Source organism: Kordiimonas sp. UBA4487 (assembly GCF_002389025.1).
In the GTDB taxonomy this organism is placed as follows: domain Bacteria; phylum Pseudomonadota; class Alphaproteobacteria; order Sphingomonadales; family Kordiimonadaceae; genus Kordiimonas; species Kordiimonas lacus.
In genome coordinates, this window is sequence record NZ_DGNR01000015.1 from 400,437 (window position 1) to 415,108 (window position 14,672).

The 14,672-nt window shown below is 56.7% G+C and carries 15 protein-coding genes; 10 read left to right on the forward strand and 5 right to left on the reverse strand.

Features of this window, described 5'->3' with window-relative positions:
• Window positions 1-9 precede the first annotated feature (9 nt).
• Window positions 10-657, reverse strand: a complete 648-nt coding sequence (locus B3Z17_RS18280) for an alpha/beta hydrolase (protein ID WP_068306503.1) — start codon at window positions 655-657, stop codon at window positions 10-12.
• A 169-nt stretch (window positions 658-826) separates the two neighbouring features.
• Here B3Z17_RS18280 and B3Z17_RS18285 point away from each other — a divergent pair, with 169 nt between their 5' ends.
• The 4 genes from B3Z17_RS18285 (at window position 827) to B3Z17_RS18300 (ending at window position 3,863) form a co-directional block, all read left to right on the forward strand.
• A complete protein-coding gene (locus B3Z17_RS18285; protein WP_286831211.1) occupies window positions 827-1,945 on the forward strand; it encodes a cysteine desulfurase family protein in 1,119 nt (372 codons plus the stop codon).
• Window positions 1,946-1,964: 19 nt separating this feature from the next.
• Entirely contained in the window at window positions 1,965-3,122 is a 1,158-nt protein-coding gene (locus B3Z17_RS18290) for a cysteine desulfurase family protein (RefSeq protein ID WP_286831213.1), read from the forward strand.
• Window positions 3,119-3,457 (forward strand): ferredoxin family 2Fe-2S iron-sulfur cluster binding protein, encoded by a 339-nt coding sequence (locus tag B3Z17_RS18295; RefSeq protein ID WP_068306497.1) that lies wholly within the window; start codon window positions 3,119-3,121, stop codon window positions 3,455-3,457. The genes B3Z17_RS18290 and B3Z17_RS18295 overlap by 4 nt, the downstream gene beginning before the upstream one ends.
• A gap of 127 nt (window positions 3,458-3,584) precedes the next feature.
• Window positions 3,585-3,863 carry a hypothetical protein gene (locus tag B3Z17_RS18300; protein ID WP_068306495.1) on the forward strand — a complete coding sequence of 93 codons (279 nt, stop codon included), beginning with the start codon at window positions 3,585-3,587 and terminating at the stop codon, window positions 3,861-3,863.
• Between the two features lie 54 nt (window positions 3,864-3,917).
• On the opposite strand, the gene B3Z17_RS18305 is transcribed toward B3Z17_RS18300, so the two are convergent.
• A complete protein-coding gene (locus tag B3Z17_RS18305; RefSeq protein WP_068306493.1) occupies window positions 3,918-5,444 on the reverse strand; it encodes a replicative DNA helicase in 1,527 nt (508 codons plus the stop codon).
• Between the two features lie 276 nt (window positions 5,445-5,720).
• Here B3Z17_RS18305 and B3Z17_RS18310 point away from each other — a divergent pair, with 276 nt between their 5' ends.
• Window positions 5,721-8,495, forward strand: coding sequence for a S8 family serine peptidase (locus B3Z17_RS18310; protein ID WP_286831217.1), 2,775 nt, complete (start codon window positions 5,721-5,723; stop codon window positions 8,493-8,495).
• Window positions 8,496-8,555: 60 nt separating this feature from the next.
• Here the strand turns inward: B3Z17_RS18310 and rplI are convergent, their stop codons facing one another.
• From rplI to rpsF, 3 genes are read right to left on the reverse strand one after another with little or no spacing between them, the layout of a single operon-like run.
• On the reverse strand, window positions 8,556-9,170 hold the full coding sequence (rplI, locus tag B3Z17_RS18315) for a 50S ribosomal protein L9 (protein WP_286831220.1): 615 nt from the start codon (window positions 9,168-9,170) through the stop codon (window positions 8,556-8,558).
• A gap of 24 nt (window positions 9,171-9,194) precedes the next feature.
• Window positions 9,195-9,425, reverse strand: coding sequence for a 30S ribosomal protein S18 (rpsR, locus tag B3Z17_RS18320; RefSeq protein ID WP_068306487.1), 231 nt, complete (start codon window positions 9,423-9,425; stop codon window positions 9,195-9,197).
• Complete coding sequence (gene rpsF / locus B3Z17_RS18325; RefSeq protein ID WP_068306484.1) at window positions 9,425-9,844, reverse strand: 30S ribosomal protein S6; 420 nt, start codon at window positions 9,842-9,844, stop codon at window positions 9,425-9,427. Before rpsF ends, rpsR begins: the two co-directional genes overlap by 1 nt.
• 242 nt (window positions 9,845-10,086) lie before the next feature.
• On the opposite strand from rpsF, the gene fabD reads away from it, so the two are divergent.
• From fabD to mltG, 5 genes are all read left to right on the forward strand, one after another.
• Entirely contained in the window at window positions 10,087-11,025 is a 939-nt protein-coding gene (fabD, locus tag B3Z17_RS18330; protein ID WP_068306480.1) for an ACP S-malonyltransferase, read from the forward strand.
• Between the two features lie 20 nt (window positions 11,026-11,045).
• A complete protein-coding gene (fabG, locus tag B3Z17_RS18335; protein ID WP_068306476.1) occupies window positions 11,046-11,783 on the forward strand; it encodes a 3-oxoacyl-[acyl-carrier-protein] reductase in 738 nt (245 codons plus the stop codon).
• Window positions 11,784-11,979: 196 nt separating this feature from the next.
• On the forward strand, window positions 11,980-12,213 hold the full coding sequence (locus B3Z17_RS18340; protein ID WP_068145829.1) for an acyl carrier protein: 234 nt from the start codon (window positions 11,980-11,982) through the stop codon (window positions 12,211-12,213).
• A 108-nt stretch (window positions 12,214-12,321) separates the two neighbouring features.
• Window positions 12,322-13,593, forward strand: a complete 1,272-nt coding sequence (gene fabF / locus B3Z17_RS18345; protein WP_068306473.1) for a beta-ketoacyl-ACP synthase II — start codon at window positions 12,322-12,324, stop codon at window positions 13,591-13,593.
• A 65-nt stretch (window positions 13,594-13,658) separates the two neighbouring features.
• Window positions 13,659-14,642 carry an endolytic transglycosylase MltG gene (gene mltG / locus B3Z17_RS18350; protein ID WP_286831232.1) on the forward strand — a complete coding sequence of 328 codons (984 nt, stop codon included), beginning with the start codon at window positions 13,659-13,661 and terminating at the stop codon, window positions 14,640-14,642.
• Window positions 14,643-14,672 lie beyond the last annotated feature (30 nt).

Consider the following 14,672-nt stretch of genomic DNA (forward strand, 5'->3'; position numbering starts at 1 on the left):
TGAACGGGCTTAATCGCCGGCGGTAAGCCGCTTGTTCAGATAATTGTTCACTGATGTCATCAACTGGTTCAGTTCACTTTCAAAAAAGTGGTTGGCGCCCTTGATGTTGTCATGATGAATGGTGATGGACTTCTGTGCCTTCAGCTTTTCGACCAGTTTCTGGACCGAGATTGGCGTCACAAGGTCATCCTGGTCGGCCTGGATGATAAGGCCGGAGGACGGGCAGGGCGCCAGGAAGGAGAAATCATATAGGTTGGCCGGTGGGGCCACCGAGATGAAGCCCTTGATTTCCGGGCGGCGCATCAGAAGCTGCATGCCAATCCAGGCACCGAAGGAGAAGCCTGCGATCCAGGTGCCGGTCGAATTCTCGTTCATCGACTGCAGCCAATCAAGCGCTGATGCTGCATCAGAAAGCTCACCAGTTCCATTGTCGAATTCGCCCTGGCTGCGGCCAACCCCGCGGAAATTGAAGCGAAGGGTGGCAAAGCCACGGTGTGCAAAGGCGTGATACAGATAATAAGTAACCTTATTATCCATCGTACCGCCATACTGCGGATGCGGGTGTAGGATCAGCGCAACGGGCGCAGTATCGGTTTTACCAGGTTGATAACGGCCTTCGAGGCGACCAGCTGGTCCACTGAAAATGATTTCGGGCATTGACGATCTTTATAAATCTTATGGTTAATGATGGCTTGTTGGGCACGTGCACCCATCATGTATCCTGATCCCCGTATATAGAGTTTTGGTACCGATTCGCAAGCAATCTCATGCGTTTGGTGAAAAATAGAATTGATCAGGCCCTTGTTAGGGCCTATGTGATGGCCTTATGAAGCGCTTAGTTTACCTTGATTATAACGCCACGAGCCCGATCCGGAGCGCGGTGATAGACACCATGACAGCAGTAATGCAGTCGGTGGGTAACCCGTCGTCTGTCCATGCCGCGGGGCGCGGAGCCCGGGCGCGGGTCGAGGAAGCGCGGGCGCAGGTCGCAGCGCTTGTGAATGCCCGGCCACGGGATGTGGTTTTTACCTCGGGCGGTACAGAAGCATCCAACACGGTGATTCGGGGTGTCGGCGCAGCATCCATACTGGTTTCCGCGATCGAACATGATTGCGTTTTTGCAGCGGCAAAGGAAAGCGGTCTTCCGACATATGTGATTCCCACATCCGATCAGGGCGTCGTGGATATGGAAGCGTTGCGCGGCCTGCTTGAGAAGGCGGAAAAGCCGGCACTGGTGTCTGTGATGCTGGCAAACAATGAAATGGGCGCGATACAGGATGTGGCGGCAATCGTCGCACTGGCCAAAGAATTCGGCGCGCGGGTGTTTACAGACGCCGTGCAGGCTGCAGGTAAAATCCCGCTTGATTTCAAGGCACTGGGTGTTGATTACCTGAGCCTGTCTGCCCACAAGCTGGGCGGGCCGCAGGGCGTGGGCGCCATTGTGCTGGGGCCGACAGCGCCGCTGAAATCTCTGATCCCAGGGGGCGGTCAGGAACTGTCGCGCCGGTCAGGGACCGAAAATGTCGCTGGCATTGCCGGTTTTGGCACGGCGGCCATGGAAGCCATGGTGGGCCTTGGCGATATGGACCGCATTCGCGCGCTCAGGGACAAGCTTGAAAGTGAAGTTCGCGCCACAGCCAACGACGCTATTGTTGTGGGCAGCGGTGCAGACCGACTGGCCAACACCAGTTGCCTGATCATGCCGGGCGTGAAGGGCGAAACGCAGGTGATGCACTTTGACCTGAACGGCATTTGCGTCTCAAGCGGATCTGCCTGCTCAAGCGGCAAGGTGAAGGTTTCGCATGTGTTGACGGCCATGGGCTTTGCCCCAGAATTGGCAGAATGCTCGATCCGGGTCTCGTTGGGCTACCGTACCACCGAAGAGGATGTGGACGCCTTTGTCGCAGCCTGGAAATCCATTTATACTCGTACACGGGCAAGATAAACGCGGGAGACACCGCTTTATGGTGACGACACCCATCTATCTGGACTATCAGGCCACCACGCCAATGGATGAGCGGGTGCTTGACGCCATGATGCCTTATCTAACCAGCAAATTTGGCAACCCGCATTCCTCGACCCACCGATTTGGCTGGGAAGCTGAGGCTGCACTGGATATCGCGCGCGAACAGGTAGCCGAGGTGATCGGCGCTGATGCGGGCGAGATTTATTTCACCTCTGGGGCGACGGAAGCCAACAATCTGGCGCTCAACGGCATCATGGATGTCTGGGGCAGGAAAAAGCCCCATCTGGTGACCGTGGTAACCGAGCACAAATGCGTGCTGGAGGCCGCAAAGGCGGTTGAGCGGGCAGGGTACCGTGTCACCTACCTACCGGTGCGCCCCAACGGTCTGATAGACCTGGACCAATTGGCGGAAGCCGTGACGGACGAGACAGCGCTCGTATCGGTGATGGCGGTCAATAACGAGATTGGTGTGATCCAGCCTATGGCTGACATTGGTGCCATCTGCCGGGCGAAGGGCGCACTGTTCCATACGGACGCAGCACAGGGCTTTGGCAAGATTACGCTCGACGTGAACGCCATGAACATCGACCTGATGAGCATTTCCGGCCACAAGATTTACGGCCCGAAGGGCGTCGGCGCGCTTTACAAGCGGTCGGGTCGCCAGACTGCCCTGACACCCCAGATGTCCGGCGGCGGGCAGGAAGGCGGCATTCGTTCCGGAACCCAGGCGCCTGCGCTTGTCGCCGGGCTGGGTGCGGCCGCGTCCATATGCAAGGCTGAAATGGCGCAGGAAAAAGACCGGTTGGCGCATATCATGAACCGCTTTAAGTCTAAATTATTCAAAGAATTACCAAGTCTTCTTGTTAATGGAGATGAAGAAATGCGCTGGGCTGGCAACCTGAATCTCAGCTTCCCCGGTCTGGACGGCGATCTGCTGCTCGCGAATATCCGGTCGCTGGCGGTCTCATCGGGTGCTGCGTGCGCATCAGCGGTCAGCGGGCCTTCCTATGTGCTGCAGGCCATTGGTCGGACAGAAGCGCTGTCGAAATCGGCGCTCAGGATCGGGATCGGGCGGTTCACAGGCGATGACGAAATTGATTTCGCGGCAGAGACGCTGATCAGTGCGGTCAGGGAAATGGGGGGACTGAAGTCATGAGCAAGGTAACGGTGACATTCCTGCTGCCTGGAGGCGAAGAAAAGTCGGTTCAAACAGAGCCAGGTGTGACCGTGCTTCAACTCGCTCATGAACTGGGTATCGACATGGAAGGTGCCTGCGAAGGAAACATGGCCTGTTCAACCTGCCATGTGATTGTGGACGATGCCCACTTTGACCGGCTGCCTGAAGCCAGCGACGACGAAGAAGAAATGCTTGATCTCGCCTTGGGCCTCAGCGCCACATCGCGGCTTGGATGTCAGGTGGTAATCACGGCTGACCTCGACGGGCTCGTGCTTCGGGTGCCCAAAGAGCATCGCAACATGATGGGCTTTTAAGGGGCTGCTTCTGGCAGCCTCCGCCATTCTTCACAAGTCATCAGTTGAAATTCCAACCGCTTTTCGCCATATTTTCCTTAGTCGCTTAAATAAAATAGAATGGCGACCCAATAGCGAGGGAAAACTTATGACCAGAAACCAGCTTTTTATTGCGTTGGCCGGCGGTGCAGCCGTCCTGGCTTTTGTCAGTGCCAAACTGACATCCGGTGACAGCGACCGATACGATATTGTCGTGACGTCTGACGGTGACCGGGTCAGTGTTAGCGGTGACGAGATCGAGATTGAAGGCCGAGGCGGCGACGTTGTCGTTCACACCAAAGATGGTACCGTTAGCTGCAAGAAAAACGGTGGCACCATCGTGGTGGAACGCTCAGACGGCACCAGCACTGAGATTATCTGCGACTGATAACAAAAAAGGCGGACCATCGGGCCCGCCTTTTTCTTTGACATCTGTGTAAGGCTAGTCGAACCGTTCGGGAAGGTGATCTTCCTCGATAAGGTCGGTAAAGCGCGTGCAATCTTTCTCGAACGCCAGATGCACGGTGCCCACAGGGCCGTGACGCTGCTTGCCGATAATACATTCGGCCTTGCCGTACAGGTTTTCCATCTCGGCCTGCCACTGGACGTGCTTTTCCTGGTCGGATTGGGACGGCTCTTCCTTTTCCTTGTAGTATTCTTCCCGGAATACAAACATCACCATATCCGCGTCCTGCTCGATCGAGCCTGATTCCCGAAGGTCGGACAGCATCGGGCGCTTGTTTTCGCGCTGCTCCACACCCCGGCTGAGCTGCGACAGCGCCAGAACCGGCACATGCAGTTCCTTCGCCAGGCCCTTCAGGCCCCGGGTGATCTCGGAAATCTCCTGTACCCGGCTGTCGGCGGCCGTGCCTTTGCCCGATCCGCGCAGAAGCTGGAGGTAATCGACCACCACAAGCCCGAGGTTATGCTGGCGCTTCAGGCGCCGGGCCCGGTTCCGGAGGGCTGCGATGGTGAGGGCAGGGGTGTCATCGATGAACAGCGGCACGTCCTCAAGCTCAATGGCGGCTCGGGCGATGGCCTCGAACTGGCGCTGGTCCAGGCTACCCTGCCGCATTTTGTGCGACTGGATCGGCTCCGGCCCGTCATAAACCAGGTTGGCGCGGTCCGACAGGATACGCGCGGCCAGCTGGTCGGCTGACATCTCGAGGCTGAAGAAGCAAACAACGGCGCCCTTGGATTTCTCCGGTGGGATACCGGCAAGGCGGTCATCCGCATAGCGTTTGGCGGCGTTGAATGCGATATTGGTGGCGAGCGCGGTTTTCCCCATGGCCGGTCGCCCGGCAAGGATCATGAGGTCCGAGTTATGCAGCCCGCCAATCTTGTCATTCAGTGCAGCCAGGCCAGTGGTGACACCAGACAGGCTGTCAGGATCCTTGTAGGCATTCTCAATATTCTCAACGGCTGTACGCAGGGCTTTTGAGAATGCCTGCGCGCCCGTTTCCGCCTGGCCCATCTCGGCCAGATCGAACAGCTGCTTTTCGGCATCCGCGATCTGTTCCGTGGCTTCAACGTCAACGGGCGCGTCGTACGCGTCGTTCACCATCTGCTCCCCGATCTGTATGAGCGCGCGGCGCATGGCATGATCATAGATGGTACGACCGTAGTCTTCGGCATTGATGATGGTGGTGGCTGACGCCGCCAGGCGCACCAGATAGCGCGCCCCGCCCACATCCGCGAGCGCCTCATCATTCTCAAAATAGGGTTTGAGCTTGACCGGGTCCGCAATCTGGTTCTTGTCCATCAGCTTGAGGACACTTTCATAGATGCGGCCGTGCACGGGCTCGTAGAAATGTTCCGCGAGCAGGAAGCCCTGAACTTTCTGCGCAGCCTCGTTGTTCACGAGAACAGCCCCCAGAAGCGCCTGTTCGGCTTCCAGGTTATGAGGCGGCTGACGATAGTTCAGCTCACTGCCTTCATCGTTGGCAGCGTCCTTCTTGACAGCTTCCATAAAGTGCAACCCTCCGTGGTGCGTTTCCAAACCCTGAGCCCAGGCCTCCTCCCCAGGGGTCTTGCGCCCCTCGAGCCTGGTGAGGGCGACAATACAGATTTCAGCAGATGATCCAACCGCCAATTCGGGTTTTCCACCACAGAGTTTTCCACAGGGGTATAACTATGGGGATAAGTCGGGGCGCGCGTGAAATTTGAGTGGCATTTTAGCTTTAATGTGCCATTAACACTTTGGTGGAAGTGTGTATTTTCAGGCAAACGATTGGGGACCAGGTAGATGGGGGGCACCAGCACGGACATTGCGGCACCGGAGACCACCGATGGTGCGGACGATGGCTATACCATTCCGTTTGGGGATTTTGCTGGCACGTATGTGCCCTTCAATGACCCGTTGTTTCCCTTTCAGGCCAACCTGACGGGTTTCATGGTTGATGGGACAGGCGCCTATACCGAAAGCGCCCATATCAATATCATTCCTGTTTGGGATGAATATGATGGCAGCGGCGTGTTGATCGGATCGGCGGAACCGATTGATCCGAGTGCGCCAGATCTTATTCCGAATTTCTCACGGCTGAACAATTACACTCACGAAAACTTCCTGGGGTTTATTGCAAACTTAGGTGCGGCACACGGGACAAAGACGGCAGGTATTTTTGGTGCGGAAGCAAATAACGGTATTGGTGTTGTTGGGATTGCCTTTGGTGCAGAAATTGTTGGAGATGTTGCTTATACCATCGAAACAGGTGGCTATATCGTTGGTGATGATTTCATCGAACATATACCAGTCAACAGCGTTGATATAATTAATGTCTCTCTCACCTCCGGTGGAGCTTTGGGCGACTCCAATTTTAATCTGTATGATCAATATACGTCCGATTTAGTCACTGGTCGATCCGGCCTTGGTACCATCTGGATTACCAGCGCTGGCAACCAAGGACACAGAGATGGCTCACTCGACACCCCTGTTGGCCTGAACCATCTCGAAATTCTCCCCGTAAGCTGGATCAATGCCGACGGCTTCGTAAACTATGTAACAAGCTTCGGTGCCAGCATGCATATCGCCGCACCCTTATCCACACTCTATGGCAACGAAGCATCTCTCACAACTGACCGTCCTGGAAACTATGGCGATGTCTTGGAATATGGCGCCGAAATTCCGGCAGATGCAAACTATGGCCAAACGACGCCCCGAATTGCGGCGGAATATTTCAGCAATTTCCCTGTACGGGTCCTCGGCGGCACGGATTCCGATTTCAACAGCGGCAACTATGCGCTGATCAGCGGTACGTCTGGCGCAGCTCCCACCGTCACTGGCGTGACCGCACTGGTGCTGCAGGCGGGTACGAATAATATTTTTGGTGACACCGACCTGGGATGGCGCGACGTCCAGGAGATCCTGGCAATATCGAGCGCACATACAGGCAGCGCGCTGGGAACCGGCCGTGATGGCCTGCATGAGTATGAGCACAATCCCTGGATTATAAACGGTTCCGCTTCTATCAACGGTGGTGGCTTTCACTGGTCGTCCGACTATGGTTTTGGCATGGTGGATGCTCATGCCGCTGTGCGCCTGGCAGAAACCTGGACGATGACGCGCCACAGCGGAAACCTGATGGAGCAGAGCCATGCTTTTCAGACAAGTGATGAAACCATCACCTATGGCGCCGACCTGACCTTCAGTTTCAGGACGGGTGATACTGAAGGCCTTGATTTGGACGGGGTGACACTTTCCCTCGATATCACCCATGATGTGTGGGCGGAGCTTGAAATGGTGCTGGTTTCGCCGTCTGGTACCTCCATCATCGTTTATGATACACCCCGCCTCACAGCAGAAGATTATGATCGGTCCGAGCAGACCGGCAACCTTGTGTGGGACATCCTTGCCCGCGGTTTCTGGGGCGAGGAGAGTGCGGGCGAATGGACGCTGGTGATCCGCGATACGGTCGATAACGGCAACTCGGGCACCGTGAACAGCCTGTCGCTGACGTTCCTGGGCGACGCGGCCACTGACGACGACACCTATTATTTCACCGACGACTGGGCCCTGATGAATGCGGCCAACGGCGGGGTGCCTGTTCTTGACGATGCTTTGGGCCAGAACAGCGTCAATGCAGCTGCGCTGATGGACGCGGTGCTGCTGAAGCTGGCGCCGGGCTCCACGTCAAAGATCGGCGGCGAGACAGCGTTCAAAACCTCATCCGACGCCGTCTTCACCATGGGCATCGGCACAGACCAGGACGACACGCTTGTGGGCGCCGCGTTTGACGAGACGCTCTACGGCATGCAGGGCGATGACCGCATGTGGGCCGGCGCGGGGGATCTGGGCGCCGACAGCTATTATGGCGGGTCTGGCGACGACATCATCGGCGTGGGCGCAGGCAATGACCTGGCGGTCGGCGAAGGCGGCAATGACGCCATGTTTGGCGGCAGCGGCGATGACACGCTTGTGGGCGGCTTCTGGGAGGGCGGTACAGTCGACCCCACAGGGGGCGGCCACAATGAGCTGTGGGCAGGAAGCGGCGATGATGTCATCCACGGCGCCAACGGCAATGATGCGCTCGGCGGCGGCGCTGACAGCGACATCATCTACGGCTATGCAGGAAACGATGTGCTGTACGCAGGTGGCGGCGCGGTCGCTGATACGCTGGACGGCGGCGCAGGGCAGGACACGCTCTTTGGTGGCGGCGGGGATGATAATCTCGCGGGTGGGGGCGGTGATGACCTACTGTTCAACGGCGCGGGCAATGACACGGTCGCGGGCGACGACGGCGGTGACACCCTGTGGGGCGGCGGCGGTGATGACACTCTCACCGGCGGCACGGGCGCGGACACTTTCGCCTTCACAGCCACCAACGGCAGTGACACGGTGACGGACTTCGGCGCGGCCGAGGATATCCTGCTCCTGGACGGTTCAGGTTTTGCTGACTTGGCCGCCCTGAAGGCCGCGACCACGGAAGACAGCACCGGCGTTACCATCAGCTTTGGCGATACCGTGATCCTACTGTCTGGCATCAGTCTCGATGACCTGACCACTGATAACGTCATGCTATAAGCCAACAAAAAAGGCGGCCACTTGGGCCGCCTTCTTATACTTTGCGAGAGTTTGAAGCGATTAGGCTTCAACTTCCTCTTCAGCTTCTTCAGCTGCAGCTGCAACTTCTTCAACTGCTTCTTCTGGCGCTTCGTCTTCGAAGAGTTCTTCAACAACTTCTTCTTCAACAACGTCTTCAACGTCAGCGGCAGTAACAGCAGAACCGGTGTTGAACTGCGTCTCAGCTTCGTCAGCAGAGCGTGCGATGTTCACAACAACAGTTTCAGCGACTTCCGGGTGCAGACGAATAACAACGTCGTGCAGGCCAAGCGTTTTGATCGCGCGGTCCAGAACAACCTGGTTGCGGTTGACCGCAACACCAGCTTCAGTCACGGCGTCAGAGATGTCGCGGCTGGTTACGGAACCGTACAGCTGGCCGGATTCGCCAGCAGCGCGGATCATAATGACCTTCAGGCCTTCCATCTTGGCAGCAACAGCTTCAGCGTCTTTACGGCGCTCAAGGTTTTCTGCTTCAAGGCGGGCACGGTCAGCTTCAAAAGCTGCTTTGTTGCTTTCAGTTGCGCGCAGGGCTTTTTTCTGCGGCAGCAGGAAGTTACGGGCAAAACCGTCCTTAACGGTTACAACTTCGCCCATTTGACCGAGTCTTTCGACACGTTCCAGCAGGATGACTTCCATTTTATGTCTCCTTGGATTGAGCGATTATTGAACGATGAACGGCAGCAGGGCGATGTTACGGGCGCGCTTGATCGCTTTCGCCAGCTCACGCTGTTTCTTCGCAGAAACGGCAGTGATACGGGAAGGTACGATTTTACCACGCTCAGAAACATATTTCTGCAGCAGCTTTACGTCTTTATAGTCGATGGTTTGTGCGTTCTCACCGGAAAACGGGCATGTTTTACGACGGCGGAAAAATGGACGACGAGCAGCCATTAGCGAGACTCCCTTTTGTCACCGCGGCCTTCGCCACGATTGTCGCCGCGGCCTTCACCACGACCTTCACCACGTGGACCGCGGCGTTCTTTGTCAGCTTTCGAGCGAAGAACGATCGATTGACCTTCCTCAAGCTCGTCAACGCGGATGGTCATGAAACGCAGAACGTCGTCATGCAGGCGCGCCTGGCGCTCCATCTCAGCAACCGCAGCGTGAGGGGCGTCGATATTCATAAGAATATAGTGACCCTTGCGGTTTTTCTTGATTTTGTATGCGAGGTTTTTAAGGCCCCAGTATTCGGTCTTTGCGACCTTGCCTTCGTTCTCCTCAACGATTTTGGAGAAGTCGGCGGTAATGCCTTCAACTTGCGACGCAGTGATGTCCTGACGCGCAATGAAAACATGCTCGTAAAAAGCCATGTTTTGCTCCTTTAGTGCTGATTGTTCGCCAGTCGCAGTGACGGACGCCTCCAGCTTTCCTTAACAAAATCCCGCCGCCTCAGGCTTAAGCCCGAGACTCGAGACGCGCTTCTATACCGCCCGACTAGCCCAAAAGCAAGGGAAAGCGTGGGCTCGTGCAATTATTTGCCTTAAAGACTTGCCATTCCGCTACGGCCTATGCCATTCCCTCATCAGATTTGAGGCAAATCGGAGGTTCATGAATGACCCGCGCACTCGTATTCCCAGGCCAAGGCAGTCAATATGTCGGCATGGGGAAATCTTTGGCTGAAGCGTTTGAGCCAGCCCGTCTGGTCTTTGAGGAAGTGAACGACGCCCTTTCTCAAGATCTCTCCAAAATCATGTGGGAAGGCCCCGAGGACGATCTCCGTCTGACGGAAAACACCCAGCCCGCGCTGATGGCGCATTCCCTGGCTGTGATCCGCATTCTGGAAAATGGTGGCCTGAAGGTGGGCGAACTGGCAAGTCACGTTGCGGGCCATTCCCTTGGTGAATATTCGGCCCTGGCGTCAGCTGGCGCTTTTTCAGTTGCTGATGCAGCGCGTCTTCTTAAGTTGCGCGGCCAGGCCATGCAGCGTGCCGTCCCAGTGGGCGAGGGTGCCATGGCGGCGATCCTGGGCCTCAGCCTTGAGGACGTGAACGCGGTTGTTGAAGAAGCAGCCAAAGGCCAGGTGGTTGTGGCTGCGAATGATAACGCCGACGGTCAGGTTGTTGTATCCGGCGATAAGGCGGCTGTTGAGCGCGCGATTGAGATTGCCAAGGCAAAAGGCGCCAAGCGCGGCCTGTTGCTGCCGGTGTCCGCCCCCTTCCACTGCCCGCTGATGAAACCAGCGGCCCTTGAGATGAAAGACGCGCTTGCCGATGTGACCATCGAGCGCCCAGTGGTGCCGGTGATTGCCAACGTGCTGGCCGCACCCGTGAGCGAGCCAGAAGGCATTCGCAACCTGCTGGTGGAGCAGGTAACCGGTGCTGTGCGCTGGCGCGAAAGCGTGGCGTCCATGGGATCGCTGGGCATCACCGATATGGTTGAGGTTGGGGCAGGCAAAGTGCTTGCCGGCCTCGCGCGCCGTATTGACCGCGACCTCAATACAATGAATATTCAGGATCCGGCCGATATCGAAGCCTTCACGGCATCGCTTTAAGGCCAGTCAGGGGAATTACTATGTTTAATCTTGAAGGCAAAAAGGCGCTTGTAACAGGTGCCACGGGCGGCATTGGTGCGTCGATTGCGAAAACGCTGCATGCCGCTGGCGCTGAAGTGGCCATTTCCGGTACACGCGCAGAAAAACTCGAAGAACTGAAGGCGGAACTGGGTGACCGCGTGCATGTGATTGCCGCGAACCTTTCCGACCGCGCAAGCGTGGACCAGTTAGCCAAAGATGCGGCTGACGCCATGGGCGGGGTGGATATCCTGGTCAACAACGCCGGGATCACCAAAGACAATCTGGCCATGCGCATGAAGGAAGACGAGTGGGACAGCGTCATGCAGGTCAATCTCGAGTCTTCTTTCCGCCTCATTAAGGCCCTGATGCGGGGTATGATGAAATCCCGCTGGGGGCGCGTGGTGAATATCACCAGCGTGGTTGGCGTGACCGGTAACCCGGGGCAGGCCAACTATTGCGCGTCCAAGGCGGGCATGATCGGCATGTCCAAGGCGTTGGCGGCAGAGCTTGCAAGCCGCGGAATCACGGTGAATTGCGTGGCGCCGGGCTTTATTGGCACGCCGATGACCGACGTGCTGAGCGATGACCAGAAAGCCGCCATCACAAGCGGTATCCCATCTGGCGACCTGGGTGAACCGGAAGATATTGCATCTGCGGTCTTGTATTTAGCGAGCCCAGAGGCAAAATATGTCACTGGCCAAACGCTGCACGTCAACGGCGGCCTGGCAATGATTTAATTGGGATTTTCCCAAAACACGATTTTGTGGCTGCGGCCACAAAAGCATAACAGAGGCTTCTCAAAGGGAAGAAACTGTGTTACTAGCGCCCTCGATGCGGGCGATCTGGCTCAGATTGCTAGGATTTCCGCAACAAGGGGTTTTGATTAAGGGATAATCCCCTTTTTTTATCGGGTTAAAAACGAGGAAAAGAGCAATGAGCGAAATCGCCGACAAGGTGAAAAAGATCGTAGTCGAGCACCTGGGTGTTGACGAAGATAAAGTAACCGACACAGCCAGCTTCATCGACGACCTGGGCGCAGACAGCCTTGATACCGTTGAACTGGTGATGGCGTTTGAAGAAGAGTTCGGCATCGAGATTCCGGACGACGCGGCTGAAAAAATTCAGACTGTGAAAGACGCTATCGACTTTATTAGCGCGAATTCCTAAGCTGAATCTGCTATCAGAAAGGGCAACAGCCGCGCCGCTCGGTAGGCTGTTGCCCTTTTTCAATTTCTGTCAGACTTTGGGCTGAATGATAGAAATAAAGGATTACCGATGAGACGTGTCGTTGTTACTGGTTTGGGTATGGTGTCTCCGCTTTCCGATAGCGTAGACGGCACCTGGAAACGACTGATCGAAGGTCACTCTGGCGCTGGTCCGGTGACGCTTTTCGATACTGAAGGCTTTCCATGTAAAATTGGCTGTGAAGTGAAGCTGGGCGATGGCTCTGGCGACACTTTCAACGCCGACGAATGGATGCTGCCGAAAGAGCAGCGTCGCGTAGACAATTTCATTCTGTTTGGTGTGGCCGCGGCAATTCAGGCTGTCCGGGACTCGGGCTGGGAAGAGCCAGGCGAAGAAGAGTGCCTGCGGACCGGTGTGATGATTGGTGCGGGCATTGGTGGCCTGCGCTGGATTTCCGATACGTCGATCGTTCTGCATGAGCGCGGCGTGCGCAAGGTAAGCCCACACTTTATTGCGGGCTCCATCATCAACCTGGCCTCTGGCAACGTGTCCATCAAGTATGGCTTCAAAGGTCCGAATCATGCGGCAGTGACCGCTTGTTCGACTGGCGCGCATTCCATTGGCGATGCAGCCCGTATTATTGCTCTTGATGATGCGGATGTGATGGTTGCGGGCGGCGCCGAAGCGTCAATTTGTGGAATCGGTTATGCCGGCTTCTGTCAGGCGAAGGCTCTGTCCACACATTATAACGACGATCCAACCGCTGCGTCGCGCCCATGGGACAAAGGTCATGACGGCTTCGTGATGGGTGAAGGTGCAGGCGTTGTTGTGCTTGAAGAACTTGAGCATGCCAAGAAACGTGGTGCCAAAATCTATGCGGAAGTCGTTGGGTACGGCATGTCTGGTGACGGCTATCATGTGACGGCTCCTGCGCCAGACGGCAATGGCGGCTACCGCGCCATGGAAGCTGCGCTGAAACGCGCAGGTATGACAGCTGGCGATCTTGACTATATCAACGCGCATGGCACGTCGACCCCAGTAGGCGACCCGATTGAGTTCGGCGCTGTGAAACGCCTTCTTGGTGAACACGCGAGCAAAATTGCCATGTCGTCGACCAAGTCTTCCATTGGCCACCTTCTGGGGGCTGCCGGCGCGGTTGAAGCCATTTTCTGTATCAAATCCATCACCGATAACGTGGTGCCGCCAACCCTGAACCTGCATGAGCGGGCTGAGGGCTGCGACGGCATTGATCTGGTGGCGCTTGAAGCGCAGGAGCGCCAGGTGAAAGCCGCGCTGTCGAACAGCTTCGGCTTCGGCGGCACCAACGCGTCTCTGGTGATGCGCGAATACAACGGCGACTGATTAAGCGCCCTTGAGAATTAAAGACCGGCTTTTGAGATTGTCCCTGGCCTGATAGGCTGCCTGACATGATCAATAGCCGGTTTTTTCATACCTTCATCCTAGTGCTTGGCACGTTGGTGATTCTGGCTTCAGTTGGGGCCGGCATCACGCGCCACCTTGCCCGCACACCCGCGCTTGGGCCCGGGGCTCAGTATCTTTACATCGAGCCTGGTATGGGGGTGAAGCGCGTAGCCTGGCTGGCCTATGAGGGCGGTCTCGTCGCCGCACCGTGGCATTTCAGCCTTGTTGTCCGCCTGAGGGGCATGGAACGCGGCCTCCTTGCCGGGGAATATGAAATCCTGCCCGGGCAACCGCTTTCTGCGACATTGGACCAGATCAAAAAGCATGATGTCTATTTGCACAGACTGGCCATTCCTGAAGGTTTGTCTGTTTCTGAGGTCATGTTGCTGCTGAAGGGTGCGGACGGACTTGATCTTGAGGGAATGGTGGCACCGATGGAAGGCAGCTTGCTGCCAGACACCTACTTTTATGAACGTGGCGACAAGGCCACAGAACTCATTGCCCGCATGGCCCGCGCGATGAACGAGGTGCTCCTGAATGCATGGGAAACGCGCGCCGACAACCTGCCATTTTCCTCAGTCGAGGAAGCCTTGGTTTTGGCCTCCATCGTGGAAAAGGAAACCGCAGTCGCGAGTGAACGCCCGCTCGTGGCCGCCGTCTTTGTTAATCGGCTGAAGAAGAACATGCGGCTGCAGTCCGACTCCACGGTAATCTACGGCATCACGACCGGAATGCCGCTGGACCGCCCGATCAGCCGCGCGGACCTCAGGGAAGAAACGGCATACAACACATACCGGGTTGGTGGTTTGCCGCCGACGCCAATCGCCAACCCTGGCCGTGACGCAATCGCAGCTGTTATGAACCCGGCCGATGTGCCGTATCTCTATTTCGTGGCAGACGGCACGGGCGGCCACGCGTTTGCATCCACGCTTGAGGACCATAACCGCAATGTCGTGCGCTGGCGCAAGATCGAGCGCGAGTCCCGCTAGGAAATTCCAACAATCGGCAAATTAGGGCTG